This is a genomic window from Planococcus sp. TJ-201, from assembly GCF_058268495.1.
The window spans coordinates 738,763-759,047 of sequence record NZ_JBZDOG010000001.1 but is presented as its reverse complement, the minus strand read 5'-3'; the positions used below and the strand labels follow the sequence as shown (position 1 = coordinate 759,047).

General features: G+C 43.0%; 18 protein-coding genes. 16 read left to right on the top strand and 2 right to left on the bottom strand.

Annotated features, from left to right (window positions below; translation table 11 throughout):
* Positions 1–201 precede the first annotated feature (201 nt).
* The 16 genes from AC4EG4_RS04000 to AC4EG4_RS03925 all read left to right on the top strand — a co-directional run bounded on the left by AC4EG4_RS04000 (position 202) and on the right by AC4EG4_RS03925 (position 17,759).
* Positions 202–3,474, top strand: a complete 3,273-nt coding sequence (locus tag AC4EG4_RS04000; RefSeq protein WP_490986965.1) for an ATP-binding protein — start codon at positions 202–204, stop codon at positions 3,472–3,474.
* Between the two features lie 18 nt (positions 3,475–3,492).
* Positions 3,493–4,188: a response regulator gene (locus AC4EG4_RS03995; protein ID WP_490977605.1), complete on the top strand. Its 696-nt coding sequence runs from the start codon at positions 3,493–3,495 to the stop codon at positions 4,186–4,188.
* A 154-nt stretch (positions 4,189–4,342) separates the two neighbouring features.
* The gene (locus tag AC4EG4_RS03990; RefSeq protein ID WP_490977606.1) at positions 4,343–5,131 is read left to right on the top strand and encodes a YveK family protein; all 789 of its coding nucleotides are present in this window, start codon (positions 4,343–4,345) and stop codon (positions 5,129–5,131) included.
* Entirely contained in the window at positions 5,073–5,768 is a 696-nt protein-coding gene (locus AC4EG4_RS03985; RefSeq protein WP_490977607.1) for a CpsD/CapB family tyrosine-protein kinase, read from the top strand. The genes AC4EG4_RS03990 and AC4EG4_RS03985 overlap by 59 nt, the downstream gene beginning before the upstream one ends.
* A 32-nt stretch (positions 5,769–5,800) precedes the next feature.
* A complete protein-coding gene (locus AC4EG4_RS03980; RefSeq protein WP_490986964.1) occupies positions 5,801–6,736 on the top strand; it encodes a polysaccharide biosynthesis protein in 936 nt (311 codons plus the stop codon).
* 22 nt (positions 6,737–6,758) lie between these two features.
* Positions 6,759–7,271, top strand: a complete 513-nt coding sequence (locus tag AC4EG4_RS03975) for a sugar-transfer associated ATP-grasp domain-containing protein (RefSeq protein ID WP_490986963.1) — start codon at positions 6,759–6,761, stop codon at positions 7,269–7,271.
* 109 nt (positions 7,272–7,380) lie between these two features.
* Positions 7,381–8,667, top strand: a complete 1,287-nt coding sequence (locus AC4EG4_RS03970) for a nucleotide sugar dehydrogenase (RefSeq protein WP_490986962.1) — start codon at positions 7,381–7,383, stop codon at positions 8,665–8,667.
* Between the two features lie 239 nt (positions 8,668–8,906).
* Positions 8,907–9,683: a polyphosphate polymerase domain-containing protein gene (locus tag AC4EG4_RS03965; protein WP_490977611.1), complete on the top strand. Its 777-nt coding sequence runs from the start codon at positions 8,907–8,909 to the stop codon at positions 9,681–9,683.
* On the top strand, positions 9,670–10,356 hold the full coding sequence (locus tag AC4EG4_RS03960) for a DUF4956 domain-containing protein (protein WP_490986961.1): 687 nt from the start codon (positions 9,670–9,672) through the stop codon (positions 10,354–10,356). The genes AC4EG4_RS03965 and AC4EG4_RS03960 overlap by 14 nt, the downstream gene beginning before the upstream one ends.
* Before the next feature lie 90 nt (positions 10,357–10,446).
* The gene (locus AC4EG4_RS03955; RefSeq protein WP_490986960.1) at positions 10,447–10,779 is read left to right on the top strand and encodes a hypothetical protein; all 333 of its coding nucleotides are present in this window, start codon (positions 10,447–10,449) and stop codon (positions 10,777–10,779) included.
* Positions 10,780–10,901: 122 nt separating this feature from the next.
* Positions 10,902–11,888: a LacI family DNA-binding transcriptional regulator gene (locus AC4EG4_RS03950; protein ID WP_490986959.1), complete on the top strand. Its 987-nt coding sequence runs from the start codon at positions 10,902–10,904 to the stop codon at positions 11,886–11,888.
* A 92-nt stretch (positions 11,889–11,980) separates the two neighbouring features.
* Positions 11,981–13,258 carry a histidinol dehydrogenase gene (hisD, locus tag AC4EG4_RS03945; RefSeq protein WP_490986958.1) on the top strand — a complete coding sequence of 426 codons (1,278 nt, stop codon included), beginning with the start codon at positions 11,981–11,983 and terminating at the stop codon, positions 13,256–13,258.
* A gap of 30 nt (positions 13,259–13,288) precedes the next feature.
* The gene (locus AC4EG4_RS03940) at positions 13,289–14,605 is read left to right on the top strand and encodes a GntP family permease (RefSeq protein ID WP_490977616.1); all 1,317 of its coding nucleotides are present in this window, start codon (positions 13,289–13,291) and stop codon (positions 14,603–14,605) included.
* Between the two features lie 78 nt (positions 14,606–14,683).
* Positions 14,684–15,628 (top strand): 3-hydroxyacyl-CoA dehydrogenase family protein, encoded by a 945-nt coding sequence (locus AC4EG4_RS03935; protein ID WP_490986957.1) that lies wholly within the window; start codon positions 14,684–14,686, stop codon positions 15,626–15,628.
* Positions 15,625–16,389 carry an SDR family NAD(P)-dependent oxidoreductase gene (locus tag AC4EG4_RS03930; RefSeq protein WP_490977618.1) on the top strand — a complete coding sequence of 255 codons (765 nt, stop codon included), beginning with the start codon at positions 15,625–15,627 and terminating at the stop codon, positions 16,387–16,389. Before AC4EG4_RS03935 ends, AC4EG4_RS03930 begins: the two co-directional genes overlap by 4 nt.
* 122 nt (positions 16,390–16,511) lie before the next feature.
* Positions 16,512–17,759, top strand: coding sequence for an NAD(P)-dependent malic enzyme (locus AC4EG4_RS03925; protein ID WP_490986956.1), 1,248 nt, complete (start codon positions 16,512–16,514; stop codon positions 17,757–17,759).
* A 143-nt stretch (positions 17,760–17,902) separates the two neighbouring features.
* On the opposite strand, the gene AC4EG4_RS03920 is transcribed toward AC4EG4_RS03925, so the two are convergent.
* Entirely contained in the window at positions 17,903–18,646 is a 744-nt protein-coding gene (locus tag AC4EG4_RS03920) for an ABC transporter ATP-binding protein (protein ID WP_490977620.1), read from the bottom strand.
* A 1-nt stretch (position 18,647) separates the two neighbouring features.
* Positions 18,648–20,279 (bottom strand): ABC transporter permease, encoded by a 1,632-nt coding sequence (locus AC4EG4_RS03915; protein ID WP_490986955.1) that lies wholly within the window; start codon positions 20,277–20,279, stop codon positions 18,648–18,650.
* Positions 20,280–20,285: the final 6 nt, after the last annotated feature.

The following is a 20,285-nucleotide window of genomic DNA, read 5'->3' as shown; positions in this document are numbered from 1 at the left end:
TTTCGATAAGAAAAATGGTATGATTTTGTTAAATCATAAAACCTATTAAAAATACATAAAATGGTTATTATATTAATATAAATGCCTCGTTTGGGCTGTTTTTTTCAATTGCACGGTCTTTTGAAGCATTTTTTAATACAATTAGTTGCGCTTTGAATTATCTTGAAATTACTGATTATTTAAATAATTGAGGTGAGTAAGGTGAAAGAGTCCTATCGTGGAATTTCTGTAGTTATTGGAATACATTTTGCCTTATGGATTTCTTTCTTTTATCTTCCTGTTGTAGAAGCGGCCACGGCTGAAGCTAATCGATTCATTTTAAATGGCGACGTTGCAGAGCTACCTCTTACAACCCATCTGTATATGTTAAAGGATGAAAAAGGTGTACTGGAACTAAATGATTTGCTGCAGCCTCCGCATAACTGGAATTTCGTTTCTACTGAAAATGAAATCGCCAATGGCGGTTTGACTTCTGCTGTTTACTGGTTGCGTTTTACTGTTGAAGATCAGAGCAGCAATCAACAATGGCTCCTCGAACTGTCGAATCCCTCCATTGAGAAAGCGACTTTGTATTCACTGGAACCCTCGGGATCCATTTCCAGTACTTCCTTGGGAAATGCTGTTGCAGGCGCTAAACAAGCGAATCCCTATCAGTATCCAGTGTTTGAGCTGCTTCCGCTGGCGCAAGGTGAAACAACGTTTTTCTTGCGAGTTGAATCGCAGGGAGCGATGTATTTTCCTTTGACGATTTGGGAACATGAAGCATTTGCAGCTCAGACGCGAAAGGCAAGTGCAACATTCGGGCTATTGGGCGGACTAAGCATATTGTTTTTGGCATACTGCATCAAATGGTTTTTCAACTATCGTCAAAAGAACTTCCTTTATCTCTTTTTGTTGGCATTGTCGACACTGGCTGTTTTTTCAATCGGTACCGCATTGAATTGGGCCATCATCTGGCCGGAACTCGGGTGGTGGAACAACCGAGTGATTGGAGTATTAGTTGGAATAGCTAGTATTTCAATTTTGCTTATTACAAAAAATCTTTTGGGAAGTGCTTGGTTATTAAAATGGCTGCCGGCAGTTAGTAAAATCATGACAACTTTCGTGTTGTTAGCTCTCCTAGTTTCTTATTTATCGGTTCAATTTTCAAGTTTGTTGCTAGGCTTTTTCTTGCTTTTATCCTTCGTTTTTTCTTTTTGTATTTCTTTGTATGCTAGCCAAACAGTCAATACGTATACTGCATCTTACGCATTAGGCTTATTGTTGGCTATAGCAGTCATCATGATTTCATTTCTTACTGCAGGCTCAGTACTGCCCTATGAAAAAAATATTCACTATGGCTTATATTTTGCCAGTGCGGTTAGTTTGTTGTTTACTGCGAAATCGCTGCTCGCAAAAGAGAAAACGGCGGTCAAACATGAAGAGCAATTGGAGCGCAATACGAAAAACCTTCATTTAATGGAAATTAGTGTACTGAAAAACGACAATAAAAGAAAAGATGAATTATTGGCATTTGCATCACATAGCTTAAAGGCACCGCTGGCAGGCATGATTCATATCGCGGAGTCATTCCAAGAATCGCAGTTGAAAAAAATGCCTCCTGCAATGGCACACCAATTAACAGAACTGTTAGCAAGCAGTAAAAATATGGAACATTTAGTCAACGAAATGCTCGACTTTTCAAAACGCAAACAGCCTCCTGCGGGGTCTCAAGATCAGTCAGTAGTGATGGATGACTTATGCAATCGTGTTTTAGCGATGTGCCGGCCGTTATTGCAGACAAAGGCTGTGAAGCTCTACCACACTGTTCCAGATTCACTGCCAAAAGTGGCTGCTGACCCGGAACGTGTAAAACAGATTCTGTATAACCTCATCGAAAATGCGATCCAGCATACCCACGAAGGAGAGATTTTTGTTTCAGCACACGTTCAAGGACATCAGCTGGAAGTCGTGGTTAGGGACACGCGAGTGGGTGTTCAGGCAGAACGGATTCCCTCACTTTTTGAATCGGATTTGCCATTGGACCACCATGGCATCGGATTGCGGATTACCAAAAGCTTAATTGAACTGCAAGGTGGTTCATTAACAGTCCAATCACAGGCCGGCGATGGTGCCGTTTTTAGCTTTAACTTGCCGATTCATATCGATGAGCAAACTACACAATCTTTGGATGGTTTTGATTTGGAAATAGAGGAATTGACAGCATCTAAGCTGGCAGATTCGATCATAAAACAGCGCGCTACAAAAGAAGATTTGCACATTCTTGTAATTGAGTCTGAAGAAATTAATCGTATGGCCTTATTGGATCACTTGGCATCAGCAAGCTATCAGGTGTTTGGTGCAGCGGATGGAAAAGGAGCTTTAGAACTGCTAGTGCAAAAGCCAGTGGAATTAATTGTCATGGATAGTTATTTAACGGACATGTCAGGTGATGATCTATGCCGGCGTATTCGTTTAGACTTTACCCTCACAGAATTGCCGATTCTCATGTTATCAAATGTCGACAGCCTTCAGGAAAAAAAGGAGGCCTTTACAGCCGGTGCCAATGATGTCTTATTAAAACCTTGCGATAAAGAAGAGTTTTTACTGCGAATCGAAACCTTAGCAAATATGCGCAGATTGACACAGGAAATCACGAACATGAATCATTTTCTTGAACGCAACGTCAAAGAACGGACCATGGCCCTCGAAATTACCAATATGAACCTGTTGACGGTAAACGATGAAATACAGGAAATCGAGAAATCCCGAAATGACATGCTGTCAGCAATTTCCCATGAACTGGGAACACCAATTACACTGATTCACAGTTATATTCAGGCGGTGAAAGAAAGTTTAATCGAGGAAAACAATCCAAAATACTTGGATATGATTCATAAAAAACTGTTGCTGTTGGAACGTCTTACCGAGGATCTTGTCGAATTGACCCGATACAAGGCGGGAAATATGACCTTGCGTTTTGAGGAAAAGGAAGTGTTCGACTGGTTGAAACGGCTTGTGGATTTGATGGCATCAGATGTTCAGCAGAGCGGCCGTTCTTTTGAATTTTTGGGTACAGAAAATCCAGATCGTATGCTAAGTCTGTTTCTCGCAGTTGATGTAGATCGTCTCGATCAGGTTGTCTCCAATATTCTGTGGAATGCCGTCAAACATACTTCTTCGGAAGATGGAAAGATTACCTTGTCTATGGAAATATTGGCTAATAATAACAAAGAGGCGTTGCTTGCCGAAGAAGCTGATGGAGAACTGGTGATCCGGGTTGCCGACAACGGCTGTGGCATCAGCAAGGAAGCTTTGCCTCATATTTTTGAACGCTTTTATAAAATTGACAGTTCAGCCGGATATAAAGGCAGTGGACTTGGCTTGGCAATTGCTAAAGAAATTATTTTGGCCCACAAAGGACAGATTTGGGCCGACAGCATTGAAGGACAGGGTAGCGTCTTTATTATTGTGTTGCCGCTGACTTTCCACTAAAGAGCAGGAGGAAGACAGATGAATGCTGCCACTGTACTAATCGTAGATGATGATGATGGAATTCGCGAGTTGATGCGGCTGTTTCTGCTGAAAAAAGGCTATAGCGTCCTTCAGGCTGCAGATGGTTTTAAAGCGCTGGAATTGCTTGAACAGACAAAGCCGGATCTGATTTTGCTGGATGTTGAAATGCCCGGAATGAATGGATTGGAAGTGTGCAAAAAAATTCGTTTGAAGACAACTTTGCCGATTTTATTCGTAAGCTATCGGAAAGAGCTGGCATATAAAATTCAAGGTCTTGAAGCAGGAGGCGATGACTACATCACCAAACCTTTCGATTTTAACGAACTGGAAGCGCGCATACGGGCTATTCTTCGCAGGAATGGCTGGAGAAGTGGTGAGGAAGACCCGTTGAGCATTTTAAAATACGAAGATCTTCATATTCATGTAGATGCTTGTGAGCTTTATATTGCTGGAACTCCGGTAAAACTTTACCACAAGGAATTCCAACTGTTGCTGTTGTTGGCACAGACGCCTAACCGCGTTTGGACAGCTGAACAGCTATATGATCAAGTGTGGGGTTATTATTCTGAAGGAGATATCGGAACCGTAAAAGTGCACATCAGCAATTTGCGGAGAAAAATTGAAAAAGATCCAGCCCATCCACGTTTTATTCAAACAGTACGTGGTTTTGGCTACAAATTTATCGTGGAGTAAAAAGCATTCGGCTGCTTAGAGCCAAATGCTTTTTTGTTTGGCAACAGTTTACAAGTTATTTTATTTTATTGAATTTTTAGATTATTTAACATTCTTTTAACCTTCTGCTTTTAAAATAGTGACTACAAAGGATAAACATTAGGAGGATCTAATTATGGAAAGTACATTCAATCTAAATAAATTCCTAAAAGCGATGCAAAAAAGAAAAGCATTAATCATTTTTGTTACATTGGCCTTTATTGTCTTTAGTGCAATTGCGAGCTATACCATCATGAAACCGGTTTACAAAGCCACCACACAAATTTTAATCAATCAAAACACGGTCAGCAGCCAGGATGTCGACAGCTTAGACATCAATACCAATCTGCAATTGATTGGGACCTATAACGTCATCATTAAAAGCCCGGCAATTTTGTCGAATGTGATTGAGGAATTGCAACTTGATGATACAGTTCAATCTTTGACAGAGCGGATTAGTGTCAACAATATCGAGAGTTCGCAAGTGGTCAGCTTATCGGTTGAAGGTTCTTCAATGGAAGAAGCCGTACTTATCGCCAATACGACTGCCAATGTTTTTCAGGAAGAAATCCAGCAAATGATGAACATCGACAATGTTAGTATCTTAGCTGCAGCTGTAGCCGCAGAGAACCCTGCACCGATTCGCCCGGATCCAGTTTTTAACATGGCGATTGGAGCGATTGTCGGGCTTGTTTTAGGAATCGGCGCTACCTTGATTCTGGAACAATTGAATACAACAGTCCGGTCAGAAGAAGATATTGAAGAGATGGTGGGTCTTCATGTTCTGGGTGTTGTCAGTCCAGTGGACAGCCAGTTGAAAATGGAAAAGCCATTAAATCTAACAAACAGATTGGAGAAGGATTTACATGCGGATAATGAAAAAGACAAAAAGGCTAATGCCGCGAAAATTGGTGGCTCGTACTAATCCACAATCAATTGCCGCAGAACAATACCGGACAATCCGGACCAATATCAATTTCTCCACTCCCGGTTTGGATTCGAAAGTCATCTTGTTTACATCTGCCTCTAAGGAGGAAGGAAAGTCTACAACCGCTGCAAATATGGCGATTGTTTTTGCCGAAACCGGTAAAAAAGTTTTGCTGATTGATGCAGATATGCGGCGTCCTACCTTGTACAGGACTTTCCAACTGGGCAATAATATTGGGTTATCCAACTTATTGCTAAGAAAAGGCAAGCTGAAACAATCGGTAAAAGCGAGCGGAATTCAACATTTGGATTTGCTGATGAGTGGACAAATCCCTCCGAACCCAGCGGAGTTGCTGGAGTCGGATGCATTGGATGAATTGCTAGTAGAAATGCGGGAAATGTATGATTATATCCTTATCGACTCCCCACCTATTTTATCTGTAACCGATTCAAAAATTCTTGCGAATAAATGCGATGGCACAGTATTGGTAGTCAATACCGGAAAATCGGAAAAGATCAGTGTTGAAAAAGCGCGTGATTCGTTGGCAACTGCGAAAGCATTTATTTTAGGCGTCGTTTTGAATAACTATCCAATGACGAAAGAAAACTACTATTACCATAATTACAATGAGTGATTAGCAGGATTCGGCAGAGAAGGGAGCAAAGCATGAAGGTGAATAAGCAGAAAGTACTCGAATTTCTTCATCATGCCCTTATGCCTTTTCTTGTTGTCTTTCGTCATTTACGCACATTTGTGTTGAATGGATTTGAAACTATCGAAGAAAAACTAGTGCATGCAACTTTGCCGACAGCGACTCATTTGACAGATAAAATCATTATGGTGACGGGTGCTGGAGGGTTGATTGGTTCAGAAATTTGTCAGCAGTTAGTCCAATTTCAACCGGCACAAATTTTACTGGTTGGAAATGGACCTAAATCACTGATTTTGATTGAGAGTCAGCTGAAAAAGAAGCTCGGAAGATATACGGAAATCATTCCTATCATCGTCAACATTCAAAATAAGAAACAGATTTTTGAAACTGTCGGTAGGCATATGCCTGAAATCATTTATCATACATCGGGCCATCAGCAACTGTTTGGTGCAGAGGAGATGCCAGATGCTGCTCTGTATGCCAATGTTTTTGGAACAAACAATGTTGCAGAAGCCGCCAATCGCCATCGTGTCAGCTCATTTGTCATGATTTCTTCTGAACAGGCAGGAAAGCCCGGCAATCTGAAGGACGCAGCGAAAAGACTGGCAGAAATGACAGCAGAAAGTGTTGCAATGACCAGTTTTACCCGTTACACAATTGTTCGATTGCCTAAAAATCTCACTACAAAGGATTCTTCTGAGAGAGCTGATCGATTGATTGAGCACACAGAACCGATGATTCGTGCAGTGCTAAATGTTTTGCAAGCTGGAAGTGAAGACACCAAATTCAGCAGAGAGGGCATATTTGAACAAAGGGATGGAGTGCTGCGCAGAACAATTCCAAAGCAAACTGAAGTGAGCCAAATTGAGATGGCCCGGCTTTTAAAGAAGCTAAAAACTGCTACAGATGATGAAGCACGGAAACTGGTTGTTTCAATTATCAGGCAATAACGAATGAGAAGGGTGAGAGCGAATGGGAACAGAAAAATACATCAGTGATTCTCAATTTGAAGGTGAGCCAAATGAGTTTTGCAGAGACATACCATTTCAAAACGATGACATGATTATACAGCATCCTTTCTTGAACAAAATCTTTCCATATACCTTAAACACCATCCATCTAGTGACCTATTGCGAAAACAATACGGTTTCTTTGCTGTCTGGATGTTTGGAGATTGGGACTACAGAGAGCATCTCTAAACATCCAGATGAACTTGGAGGAATTTCATGTGGAATGGACCAAGAAGGCAATCTTAGTTCCTATGCCTACAATTTAAACACACTAGAAAAAATCAGCAAGCATCCCCAAACACGATTTGTTTTTGCGGGAAGCCAAGTTCCGTATTTTGACCATCTGAAGTCTTTTGCTATCAATTTGCACTTGAAGAATAAAACAGATGATGTGATTTCTTGGAAGCTGGCCTTAACCTCAACTGGTGAAGTTATGTTACTTAGTTCCCTTATGGAAAGAGAAAATCTACTTTAATTTGATTTTAAATCGAATGTATCCTAGTTATTATTTAAAATTCTTCAGGCAATCTTTAACTATCTGGAGAGTATGCTGAAAAGAACCAAAGAAGGGGGCACACGTCCGCATGTTGCAAAAACTGAAAATAGCAGTAGTTGGGCTGGGATATGTCGGATTGCCCATAGCAGTTGCTTTTAACCAAAAATATCCTGTGATCGCCTATGATATAGATAGAGAAAGAATTCAAGCCTTAACATTAGGACTCGATAAAACAAATGAAGTAAGCCGAGAAGAATTTGCAAAAACGACTATTTTTTTTACAGCTAATCCTGTGGACTTACTGGAAGCGGGATTCATTATTGTGACTGTGCCATCCGCGATTGATGAAAATAACGTGCCCGATTTATCAGCTTTGAACCAAGCCAGTAAATGTGTCGGCGAACATATGAAGAAAGGGACAGTAGTGGTTTATGAGTCCTTAGTGGCACCAGGAATGATCGAAGAAATCTGTATTCCGCTATTGGAAAAGTACTCAGGTTATGAAAGCGGCAAAGAATTTTTTGTCGGCTATTCTTCATCGAGAATTTTGGCTGGAGATAAAAAGAACAGATTTTTAAAAATGAAAAAAGTTGTTGCTGGCCAAAATGAAGAAGTGACAGAGTTTTTAGCTCTTGTATATGAAAGCATTGATGGGGCCGGAATACATAAAGCACCATCCATCCGTGTCGCAGAAACCGCCAATTTGATTGAACATATCCAGTGGGATGTCAATGTGGCGCTGATGAACGAGTTGGCATTGGTTTGTGAACGGTTAAAAATTGATACACAGCAAGTATTGGAAACTGCAGGTAGCAGGCGTGATTTTATAAAAGCCTCTCCTAATTTGGTGGGGGGACAAGGAATTGAACTCGCCTCTTTTTATTTGGCAAGTAAAGCGCAATCAGTCGGGCAGCGTGCTGATGTAATTTTGGCTGGCCGTGCTATTAACGAGGGCATGGGGCAATTTATTGCACAGTCGCTGATCGAAAAAATGTCGCAAAACAATATCACTCCGGCTGCTGGCCGTGTTATTATTTTAGGTCTGTCTTCCAAAGAGGAAGTGCCTGATTTGCGAAATTCAAAAGTGATTGATATTGTACTGGAACTGAAAAAACATGGACTGAATGTTCAAATTGCCGATCCATATGCCCCAAGGGAAGACGCTGAAAAACTTTACAAGTCGAAACTTCTGACTCTTCAAGAATTGGAACCGGCCCATGCCGTCATCTTGGCTGTTCCGCATAAACCGTATAAAGAAGCGGGATGGAAGCAGTTTGATGACTTATTGATTGAAAAACGTGGAATTGTTTTTGATATTAAATCTGTTTTGGATATAAAGAAAAAACCGGAAAAAGTCCAGCTGCTGCGTTTATAGGTTTCATGGGGAATTCCTGCTTTTCTGCTCAATTAAACAAATTCATCAAACCCGTCTGCTTTTGGCAGATGGGTTTTTACGTGTACGTTTTTTCAAAAAAAGTAGAGTTTATAAAGGACGAACCACTAAATTTTGCAGCAACTCAGCAAATTTTAATATGTATCTCACAGTGTTCACAGAAACGGAGATTACACTAACTTTATAAAGTTAATGCAAATAAAAAAAAGGGGGCGAAGATTTTGGCGATTGAAATATTTTGCAGGAAAGAACAAAAGTACTTGATCAGCAAAGAACAGTATGGGCAGTTAATTGAAGAGTTCGGCAATCGCATGCGAAGCGATAGAAATGGTGACAATGGAAAGTATACAGTCACCAGCCTATATTTTGATAATGACGCAAAGCAAATTTATTTTGAAACAAAGAACAAATTGCAGTATCGGCAAAAGTTGCGGCTTCGTGTCTACGGGAATACCGACCTGGCTGGGTCTGCATTTTTTGAAGTAAAGCAAAAGCATAAAAACGTTGTTAACAAACGCCGTGCCGTAATTCCGCTTGCTGAAGCGTATCGGTATTTAGGAGAAGGATCCCGAGATGGTTTGGATCATTTTCAAGTGTCGAATCGGCAGGTATTAAAAGAAATTGACTATTTTATCACGTATTACGATCTCCGGCCTGAAATGATTGTCAGTTATGACCGTCATGCACTACATGGCCTAGACGATGAAGATCTTCGCATTACGTTTGATTTTAATTTGAGGTGCCGCAAGCAGGATTTGCAGTTGGAACACGGAGCTTATGGCGACTTCTTTATCGATCCGAATTTGGTTGTGTTAGAAGTGAAAGTAGACCACAGCGTACCTCTCTGGCTTGTTCGAATCCTGCAGAACCTCAATTGCGAGCAACGCAGCGCTTCGAAATTCTGTACCAGCACGGAATTGCTCGATGGCGAACTTTTTACGCTGGAAACAGAATTCGAAAACACCACAAGAGGAGGAAGCAGACATGACTTTTATTAATGAGTTATTTAATTACAACACGGAGACAGGCGAGTCCACGATTTGGATGAGCCTGGCTGCAATGGCCATGGCATTGGTTCTAAGCCTGATTATTACCACGGTTTATCAGTACACATTCAACGGAGAAAACTATTCGCAGGATTTTGTGCATACCATCATCATGATGAGTGTGGTCGTTTCGGTGGTTATGAATGTGGTTAGCGGGAATGCAGGCGTCGCTTTCGGATTGTTTGCTGTTTTTTCGTTGATTCGTTTCCGGAGTGCTGTTACGAATGCTAAGGACATCGCGTATATTTTCTTCGGTCTTTGTGTAGGGATGACGTGTGGCTTGTTTCAATTCCAATTGGCGATTCTTTTAACCTTGTTCGCATGCGGAGTTTTCTATTTTCTGTTCAAAACAAATTATGCAGAAGGACGGGATACACAAATTTTGAAAGTAACGGTTCCAGAAAATTTAAATCATGAAAATTTGATTGACGATATTCTCAAAGACAAAACAGTAGATCATCAATTGCGGCAAGTCGAAACGACCAATTTGGGCACAATGATTTTGTATACATTTTCGATTCGCTGCAAGCCTGATACGAAAGACAGGGAGCTTCTCGATCAAATTCGGGAACGCAACGCCAATTTAAAAGTATCGTTGTCATATTTGCCAAACAAAGATTACTGATATTGATTCAGTCCGGGATATTTTTCCGGACTGTTTTTGGGGTGATGCGGAAGGGTATGGAACAGTATAGAACGGAAGGAGGGCGAAGTTATGGAAATTAGAGCAAAGAGAGATTTGCTGAAGGACCGTTACGGGAATTATTACATGGTGTCCTACGCTTCTAAAAAGTCATTGACGATTGTCAATGCCGCCATGTATCATGCGTTTAACCAAACTTTGAATGAAGAACTGGTAGCTAAAGTAAAAGCGAAATACCCAAAAGATGTTGCTTGTGGAAAGTACTTTGCTGATTTGGTTCATGAACAAGTAGAACAAATGGGCAGTCCTGACCATCCTGGTGAAATTTACGATATTGAAGAAGTGAAAAAAGAATACGTTTTGCATATGAAGCCACTTTACGATGATTCGTTTCATTTATCCTAAAGCGCAAGGTTTTGAATGCCTGCCATCTATACGGCAGGCTTTTCACTGTGCATCAAATGGATGCGAAGACGATAAATATGGTGTAAGCTAGAGTTCGAGATTAGTGAAAAGGGTTGAATAAAATGAAATCTACGATCAATGCAAAAGACGTGGCAAAGCTCGCAGGCGTTTCACAGTCGTCTGTTTCCAGAGTCTATTTTGAAGGGGCAAAAGTGTCGGAGAGAACACGCCAAAAAGTATTGGCCGCTGCAGAAGAACTGGGCTATCGGCCAAATGAGTTTGCCCGGAGCCTGATTACCAACCGGACGAAAATCATCGGCCTAGTAATGAAAGGGGTACAAAATCCCTTTTATCCGCAAGTGTTGACCCAGTTCACCGCCTCATTTAAAAGGTACGGCTACAGCGTGCTATTTGTACATACCAATAACGATGAAATCCAACCGGAAGACGTCGAAACTTTATTAAACTACAATGTGGCCGGAGTGGTTATTACGGATGCGACCATGTCACTGAATGTGGCAGAAAGCTTTCGTGTAAATCATATTCCTCTGGTATTTTTTAACCGAAAACTAAGCAGTTCAAATTTCTATTCGGTGTGCTGCAATAACTTAAATGCAGGACGAGCAATAGCCGAATATTTAATCAAACAAGGATCCACTGATTTGGCTTATATTTCAGGGAATGAAAATACATCAACCAGCCTGGAACGCGAAAAAGGATTCAGCGAAGTATTGGCAAAGCAAAAAATGACCTATAAAAAGCATGCTTCGGATTATACTTACGAGGGCGGCTATGCCACGGCGCTAAATATTATCGAAGCTGAAGAACTGCCTTCCGCTTTTTTTGTAGCGAATGACATTATGGCGCTTGGTGTTTTAGATGCGTTGCAAAAAAAGAGCATTGATGTCCCGGAACAAGTCAAAGTAGTTGGCTTTGATAACATTGAAATGGCGGCTTGGCCCGGTTATGAACTCACCACTTGGGAACAGCCCATCGAAAAAATGGTAGAAAAGACGGTAAAATATTTATTGTCCGAAATTGCTGAATACACAGGAGCGGCGCAGTCTGTGGAAGTGGAAGGCGCATTTATTGAACGCAAAACGACGTAATAGGTGTTGACATTCATAGTGAATTCACCTATTATCTAAATAGTTCTACTATTGCATACGTATTCAAAAAATAAGAAATTGGAGGAATCGATATGATGAAAGTGTTAAAAGCGGGGAAATCACCGGAAGAAGTAAGTGCTAATGATTCGAAAGTGTCGCAAATTGTTTCCGATGCTTTGAAAGCAGTTGAAGCAGATGGTGACAAAGCGGTTCGTGAGCTTTCCGAGAAATTTGACAAATGGGCACCAGAATCTTTCCGGTTAACTCAAGAGCAGATAAATGAAATCGTTTCCAATGTTCCGGACAGTGTGATTGACGACATTAAGTTTGCTCAAAAGAATATTCGTGAGTTTGCAGAAGCTCAACTGGCTTCGATGAATGATGTTGAAGTTGAAAACATTCCAGGTGTCATTCTCGGCCATAAAAATATTCCAGTCAATAGTGTCGGATGCTACATTCCGGGTGGACGCTACCCAATGGTCGCTTCTGCACATATGAGTGTGTTGACGGCTAAAGTTGCTGGGGTCAAACGTGTAATCGCTTCCACGCCCCCGATTAATGGAGAAATTCCGAATGCGACAATTGCGGCGATGTCACTGGCAGGTGCTGATGAAATTTATCTTCTTGGTGGAATCCAGGCGATGGCAGCGATGGCGATTGGAACTGAAACCATCGAGTCAGTCGATATGATTGTTGGACCGGGAAATGCATTTGTAGCGGAAGCGAAGCGCCAATTGTACGGGCGCGTCGGAATTGATTTGTTTGCGGGACCGACTGAAACTTTGGTGGTTGCAGACCACACGGCGGATGCTGAAATGGTGGCAACCGATCTTTTAGGACAAGGAGAGCACGGACCCACTTCACCTGGTGCCTTGATCACTACTTCAGAAGAGTTGGCGAATGAAACCGTGAAAGAAATCGAACGCCAGTTAGAAACATTGGCAACTGCAGATGTTGCACGTGTTTCATGGGAAGACTATGGACAGATTTTGTTGGTTGATTCCATTGAAGAAGCACGTATTGAGGCGGATCGCCTGGCATTCGAACATGTCGAGATCCTGACAGAAGATCCGGATTATTTCCTGGAGCATATGACGAATTACGGCTGTCTGTTCCTTGGGCCTGAAACAAATGTGGCATACGGAGACAAAGTAATTGGGACCAACCACACGCTGCCAACAAAAGGCGCTGCCCGTTATACTGGCGGACTGTGGGTCGGGAAATTCATTAAGACAGTTACTTATCAAAAGGTTACACCGGAAGCGAGTGCCTACATTGGGGAATACGCTGCGCGCCTGTGCCAGCTTGAAAACTTCGCAGGACATGCGGAACAAGCACTCCTTAGAGTCAGAAGATACGGCACTAAATAATTAAACTTAAGGGGTATGGGGGGATTTCACATGCTGGGCATGATTGGGATGTTTGGTGGCTTGTTGCTATTGATTTATTTGACGATGCGCGGCATGAACTTGCTTATTGCAGCACCGTTGACCGCTTTGTTTGTGGCATTGATGAATGGATTGCCTGTGTTTCCTCAGCTTGCTGAGGAAGGGGCAGCCAATTTTTTAACAAATTACATGACCGGCTTTACAGGATTTATCGCCTCTTGGTATTTGATGTTCCTGGCCGGCGCTATTTTCGGTAAAGTAATGGAAGACAGTGGCGCAGCCGACAGCGTATCGAAATGGATCGTTGGCAAAATTGGTATGAAGCGTGCTGCATTGGCCGTAGTTATGGCTTGTGCGGTCTTGACTTATGGTGGCGTCAGCCTGTTTGTTGTGGCTTTCTCGGTTTATCCGATGGCGCTAAGTTTGTTCAGGCAAGCAGATTTGCCGCGCCGGTTTATACCGGCGGCACTTGCATTTGGCTCTACTACTTTCACAATGACTTCCGCTGGTTCTCCGGAAATCCAAAACTGGATTCCCATTGAGTTTTTGGGAACTACGCCATATGCAGGCTGGGAAGTCAGCATCCTTGTGGCATTGTTCATGATGGTCTTTGGCTACTGGTGGCTGAAGAAAATGATTTCTAAAGCTATGGCAAAAGGGGAGCGATTTACAGCTCGTAAAACCGATCCCTCTGCGGAAGAACGGCAAGAATTGCCGAATCCACTTCTTAGTATGATTCCCTTGGTTGTAGTGTTGGCCATTTCGTTTATTTTTCACGATTCGCTTGGAACTTCTGCATTGATTATTGCTTTAAGCGGCGGAATTCTCGCGACTTATGTGATCAATCGAAAGTATTTCCGCGACATCGGCAATGCTTTCAGTGAAGGTGCGCTAGGAGCAGTGATCGCCATTGCCAATACAGCCGCTGTGGTCGGATTTGGTGGGGTTGTCCGAGTTACGCCTTCTTTTGAAGCGGCAGTTGATGTCATGACAGGCATTCCAGGCAGTCCGTTGATTGGCGGAGCTTTGGCCGTCGCAGTCATTGCTGGCTTGACCGGTTCTTCATCTGGTGGACAAGCCATCGCTTTGCCATTGCTTGCGCCGCATTATTTGGACATGGGTGTCGATCCCGAAGCCTTGCATAGGACGGTTGCCATTTCTTCCGGTTCGCTTGATTCATTGCCACAAGGTGGTTATGTGGTAACAACGATTCGGTCAATCGCTGGTGAAACGCACCGTGATGCTTATCCGGCCTTTGGTGCATTGACAGTTGTTGTGCCATTGCTCGGTGCCGTACTGGCAGTTATACTGTTCTCATTAGGACTATAAGATGCAAGTGCCCAACAAACCTGAACTTAGAGCGTTTGTTGGGCATTTTTTGTTATCTAATCGAAAGAGGTGCAAATGATGGAGAAAATTTCAATTCTTGGAGCAGGAACGATGGGCCATTCTATTGCCTTATCAGCGGCCTGGTCCCAACAACCGGTAACTGTCTACGGCATCAATGCGCAGGATCTTGAAAACGCGGACAGAGGTTTGAGCAACAAACTCAAAACAATGGCAGATAATGAGCTGTTTACTGCCGAACAAGCAAAAGAAATCAAAAAACGCATCCGGTTGACGACTTCGCTGGAAGAAGCCGTTTTAGACTCAACTTTCATTATCGAAGTGGTCCCGGAAGTTCTGGAGCTGAAAAAGGATCTTTACAATAAATTAGAAAAACTGGTGAGTGCAGAAGTCGTAATTGCCAGCAATACTTCTGGATTTAAGCCAAGTTTGTTGGCAGCAGAGATGAAACTCCCCAACCGTTTTGTCGTCACGCATTTCTGGAATCCAGGGCATCTTATTCCGTTAGTGGAAGTGGTGAGAGGTGAACAGACAGATAACGAAACTGTCGAGCGGGCAATGGCCGTTTTGAAAGCCATGAACAAAAAGCCCATTTTGCTTCATAAAGAACTTCCGGGCTTTATCGGCAATCGTCTGCAATATGCTCTGTTCCGGGAAGCCCAAGCGCTGCTGGATGCTGGAGCCGCGTCTAAAGAAGATATTGATGCAGCAGTAACTTACAGCATCGGCAGAAGGCTGCCGGTGACAGGACCGCTGATGACGGCGGATATGGGTGGGCTCGATGTTTTTTCAGCCATCTCCAATTACTTATTTGAAGATTTGTCGACAGATCAGCGTTCAGGTGAAACCTTGTCGACACTTGCAGCAGAAAACAAGCTAGGGGACAAAACAGGACAAGGATTTTATTCGTGGGAGCCTGAAGTTTCGGCAAAGCTGAACGAAGAGCGGGAACAAACCTTAATCCATTTCCTAAAAAACGATTTAAAGGCGGGGGACAAGGAATGAGCGGATATTTTTCGGAACTGGAAAACAAAACCATTGTTGTTACGGGCGGCAGTAAAGGCATTGGCAAAGAGATTGCATTGACTTTTGCAAAACTGAACGCCAATGTAGTCATCTCAGGGAGAAATAAAACGGCTCTTGACGTTGCGCTTTTAGAGTTGCAAAGGCATAACCCGAAATGCATGGCGGTTTCAGGAGATTTGAGCGATATTGCAGAAGTCCGAAAGCTGATCGATGCAGCGGCTTCTGTGTTTGGCACCATTGATGTGCTGGTCAACAATGCTGGAGTCAATATCGCCAAACCTGCAATAGAAGTGACGGAAGAGGATTGGGACACGGTACTGGATCTAAATTTAAAAACGGCATTTTTTGCGAGCCAGGCAGCAGCCAAGTATATGCTCCAGCAAAACAGCGGCCGCATCATCAATATTGCTTCTCAAATGGCATTTGTTGGCTATGTGAAGCGCGCAGCATATTGCTCAAGCAAAGGCGGCCTCGTTCAGATGACCAAGGCATTGGCTGTAGAGTGGGCAAAGCAGGGAATACATGTCAATGCAGTAGCACCGACTTTCATTGAAACCGAGTTGACTGCCAGTATGTTCGAAGACAAGGAATTTAAACAGGATGTCGACAACCGGATCTTGCTGGATGGGTTGTCTCAGCCGGAAGATATTTCTGGAGCCGTACTGTATCTGGCATCCAATTTGGCAAATTTTGTGACCGGTGAAACCATCAAAGTTGATGGGGGTTGGACAGCAATCTGAAAATGCTGCTTTGTTGTTCCCTCCGCCTAAAGTCTGAATAATTTTTAAATTGACAGAAAAGTCTTTCAATTAAGCGAATACCCTTTATAATAAACCATTATGCATAAAGGGAGATGAGGCACATGTCTACGCTGAAAAACGATTCGTTGCAACTGCACAGGGCGCATCAAGGGAAACTGGAGATTCGGTCAAAAGTGACAGTAGAAAATGAAAGAGACTTGAGCCTCGCCTATTCTCCAGGAGTCGCTGAACCTTGCCGGGAAATTGCTGCAGATCCGGCAAAGGTCCATGACTATACGATGAAGAGCAATATGGTGGCAGTAATTACAGACGGCACTGCAGTCCTTGGACTTGGCAATATTGGTCCGCTTGCCGCATTGCCAGTGATGGAAGGAAAGGCTATCTTATTCAAAGAATTTGCAGGAGTGGATGCCTTTCCAATCTGTTTGGACACGACAGATGCAGAAACGATTATCCAAACGGTGAAATTGCTGGAACCCGGCTTTGGCGGCGTCAATCTCGAAGATATTTCAGCCCCTACTTGTTTCGTAGTGGAAGAGCGTCTGAAGAAGGAAATGGGCATTCCCGTGTTTCACGATGATCAACATGGGACAGCCATTGTTACTCTTGCTGGTTTGATCAACGCCTTGAAGTTGGTCGGCAAAGATGTTCAAGAAACCAAAGTTGTGGTGAACGGTGCAGGCGCTGCAGGGATTGCCATCGTCAAACTGCTGAGCAAATTTGGCTTTGCCCATCTCGTCATGTGTGACACGAAAGGGGCCATCTATAAAGGGCGCGAAAAGGGCATGAATCCATTTAAAGAAGAAGTGGCTGAAATGAGCAATTACGAACGCAAGAGAGGATTATTGGCCGATGTCATCGCAGGGGCAGATGTCTTTATCGGGGTTTCGGCAGAAGGCGCATTGACCGAAGAAATGGTTCGCACCATGAACAGCGACGCCATCATCTTTGCCATGGCCAATCCCAATCCTGAAATTCTGCCGCATTTAGCAAAACAAGCAGGGGCGCGAGTAGTCGGTACGGGACGTTCTGATTTTCCGAACCAAGTCAATAATGTATTAGCTTTCCCAGGGCTCTTTAGAGGAGCGTTGGATGTGTTGGCGACAGACATTAACGACGCCATGAAAATCGCAGCAGTTGAAGCGATTGCAGGCTTATTGGAAACGCATGAATTGCATGAAGAGTACGTCATACCCAAACCATTCGACGTACGCGTCGCATCAGCGGTTGCAGCCGCAGTTGCCAAAGCGGCGATTGAAACGGGTGTTGCCCGCAAAACAATCGAAAAGGACGATATTCTGCAAAAAACAGCGAGTTTGTCAGCGGTCGGAGATAATCGCATATTATAATAGAAGAAATCCATCCGTTTTAATGACGGATGGGTTTTTTGCGTTTTCTCTGAACGACTGCAAATGCTCAATACTCAAATAAACCCTATAAGCAATAAAAAATAGCCAGCACTCGCTTGTTAAAAAGCGAGTGCTGGCTATTTTTACGTATAAATGAGTTCTTTTTCTTCTGAAACAGCCGGTAGATTATGCTGTTCCTGGCGATAAACATCAATCAGGTCACATGGGCGACCAATAAACTCAGTCTGTCCATTTTTAATTTTGACGATGCGGTCTGCCAGGATATGGGCATCTTTCTCATCATGGGTAACAAAAATGGATGTGATATTTGCTTTTTTCAAAATATCTCGTAATTCTTTGCGTATTTTTTCCTGCAGTTCGGCATCCAAATTACTAAACGGCTCGTCAAGCAGCAGGAGATGGGGATTTGGAGCGAGCGCTCTGGCAATTGCTACACGTTGCTGCTGGCCGCCGCTCAGTTGGTGAGGATAGCGTTTTTCATAGCCCTGCAACTCCACCAGCTCCAAAACTTCCTGAAGGCGGATTCGCTTGGCTGCCCGTTTCATTCGGAAGAGCCCGAACATGATATTATCGGCAACCGTCAGATGTGGAAATAATGCGTAGTCTTGAAAAACCATGCCGATTCCACGTTTTTCAGGCTGTACAAAAGTCCGGTCATCCACAAGCACTTCATCTTGGATAGAAACCTTGCCGACAGAAGGTTTTTCAAGTCCGGCCAATAGGCGCAAAACAGTGCTTTTGCCGCTGCCGCTCCGCCCTAGAATCGAAATGACCTCGCCTTTTTTAATCTGCAATGAAAAACTATTGAGTGCAGTTGCTTTTGTATTGGCATAAGAAAAACTAAGATTTTCGATTGATACAAACATGTCAGTCCATCTCCTTCTCGAGAAACTTATAAAAGATCACAATGGCCAGGGCACTGATACCTACTATCAATAAAGAAGCTTGGGAAGCTTCCATAATTTTTTCATCACTTGCGTATTGAAAAGCTTTTGTGGAAAGTGTATCAAAATTAAAAGGCCTCAAAATCAAAGTCAATGGAATTTCTTTCAGCACATCAATGAAAACAAGGATGAATCCACTAATGATGGCACCTTTCATCATGGGCATATCTACTTTGAAGAAAGTTCTTGTCAGCCCAGCTCCAAGGAGGCGGGAGGCATCCTGAAAATCAGTACCGATTTTGTCATAACCGGTCTCTATAGAACTGTAGCCAATGGCAAAAAAACGAATGATGTAAGCAGTGATGAGCAGGATGATGCTGACACTAAGAACCAGCGTCGTATTCATGCCAGCCATTCGGTAAAGCGGCGCGAGAAATTCATCCAATGCCACAAAGGCGGTTACGACTGCCACCGCTATAACGGCGCCAGGAATAGAGTAGCCGAGAACTGTCAGTTTTGGCAACAACTTAGCGAACCTTCCTTGGACCAGGCGTGCAAAGTTGCCAACAATTAATGCAAACACAATTATGGCTGTCGCACTTAAGCCTGCTACGACAATCGAATTTCTCATATAGGACATAAATTCATCTAATGGAATGGTTCCAAACGTTAAAATCGTCCACTCGATCAATTGAGCAATCGGTATGAAAAATCCTAATGCCAGTATGCTTAAACAATAACCAGCAGCAGCGACTGCCTTCCAACCCGTTAATTGAATCAAGGGCAGCGGACGAACCTTGGTGGAAGAATAGCTATATTGGCGCCTGCCTCGCAGCACTTTTTCAATCAGCAATATGACAATTACAAAGCCCATTAAAGAAGCTGCCAACTTAATGGAGGTTTCAATATCTCCAAGACCAAACCAAGTTTGAAAAATACCCGTTGTAAAGGTCTGGATGCCGTAGTATTTCACCACTCCGTAATCGTTCAACACTTCCAAAACGACTAAACTGGCGCCAGCAATGATGGATATACGGGATATCGGTACAACCACTTGGAAAAAAGTGCGCCATGGACCTTTTCCAAGAAGCCGTGTACTTTCTATCAAAGAAGCAGATTGCTGCGACAGGAAAACTTGTGTAATGGTATAGACATAAGGATAGAGAAAAACTGTGTAAATAAAAATGGCACCGGGCAAATTCATGATGTCAAAGTAAGCCGGATTTAGTTCCATGCCAAAACGATCACGAAGTGTGGTCTGTATCACACCCGTATAGTTGAAAATTCCGTGGTACGTATAGGCTCCAATAAAAGGTGGTATGGAAAGAGGGAGGATTAGTGCCCATTTGAAAAATCGCCGGAAAGGAAACTGGTACTGGGCAATCAGCCAAGCCAGGCTCAAGCCTATGAATATCGTTGCGCCGGCAGTAGCGACAACGAGAATCAATGAGTTTTTGATGAACGACCACAGAACGAACTCTTTCATATGCTCCCAGTTTTCATTAGAGGGAGTAAAAAGCCCCGTCACAATTGTGATGTTCGGCAAAAACAACGCAGCGATAATCGCCATGGCCGTGACCGTCCAAATATTTACGTTTGCCAATCTTCTTTGCATCGCTTT

Bases quoted from the DNA above. Each gene is read 5' to 3' on its own strand.
- AC4EG4_RS03935 (WP_490986957.1), top strand. From the start codon at position 14,684: ATGGAGAAAATTTCAATTCTTGGAGCAGGAACGATGGGCCATTCTATT.
- AC4EG4_RS03990 (WP_490977606.1), top strand. From the start codon at position 4,343: ATGGAAAGTACATTCAATCTAAATAAATTCCTAAAAGCGATGCAAAAA.
- AC4EG4_RS03955 (WP_490986960.1), top strand. From the start codon at position 10,447: ATGGAAATTAGAGCAAAGAGAGATTTGCTGAAGGACCGTTACGGGAAT.
- AC4EG4_RS03960 (WP_490986961.1), top strand. From the start codon at position 9,670: ATGACTTTTATTAATGAGTTATTTAATTACAACACGGAGACAGGCGAG.
- AC4EG4_RS03930 (WP_490977618.1), top strand. From the start codon at position 15,625: ATGAGCGGATATTTTTCGGAACTGGAAAACAAAACCATTGTTGTTACG.
- hisD (WP_490986958.1), top strand. From the start codon at position 11,981: ATGATGAAAGTGTTAAAAGCGGGGAAATCACCGGAAGAAGTAAGTGCT.
- AC4EG4_RS03920 (WP_490977620.1), bottom strand. From the start codon at position 18,646: ATGTTTGTATCAATCGAAAATCTTAGTTTTTCTTATGCCAATACAAAA.
- AC4EG4_RS03985 (WP_490977607.1), top strand. From the start codon at position 5,073: ATGCGGATAATGAAAAAGACAAAAAGGCTAATGCCGCGAAAATTGGTG.
- AC4EG4_RS03970 (WP_490986962.1), top strand. From the start codon at position 7,381: ATGTTGCAAAAACTGAAAATAGCAGTAGTTGGGCTGGGATATGTCGGA.
- AC4EG4_RS03940 (WP_490977616.1), top strand. From the start codon at position 13,289: ATGCTGGGCATGATTGGGATGTTTGGTGGCTTGTTGCTATTGATTTAT.
- AC4EG4_RS03995 (WP_490977605.1), top strand. From the start codon at position 3,493: ATGAATGCTGCCACTGTACTAATCGTAGATGATGATGATGGAATTCGC.
- AC4EG4_RS03980 (WP_490986964.1), top strand. From the start codon at position 5,801: ATGAAGGTGAATAAGCAGAAAGTACTCGAATTTCTTCATCATGCCCTT.
- AC4EG4_RS03915 (WP_490986955.1), bottom strand. From the start codon at position 20,279: ATGCAAAGAAGATTGGCAAACGTAAATATTTGGACGGTCACGGCCATG.
- AC4EG4_RS03950 (WP_490986959.1), top strand. From the start codon at position 10,902: ATGAAATCTACGATCAATGCAAAAGACGTGGCAAAGCTCGCAGGCGTT.
- AC4EG4_RS03925 (WP_490986956.1), top strand. From the start codon at position 16,512: ATGTCTACGCTGAAAAACGATTCGTTGCAACTGCACAGGGCGCATCAA.
- AC4EG4_RS03975 (WP_490986963.1), top strand. From the start codon at position 6,759: ATGGGAACAGAAAAATACATCAGTGATTCTCAATTTGAAGGTGAGCCA.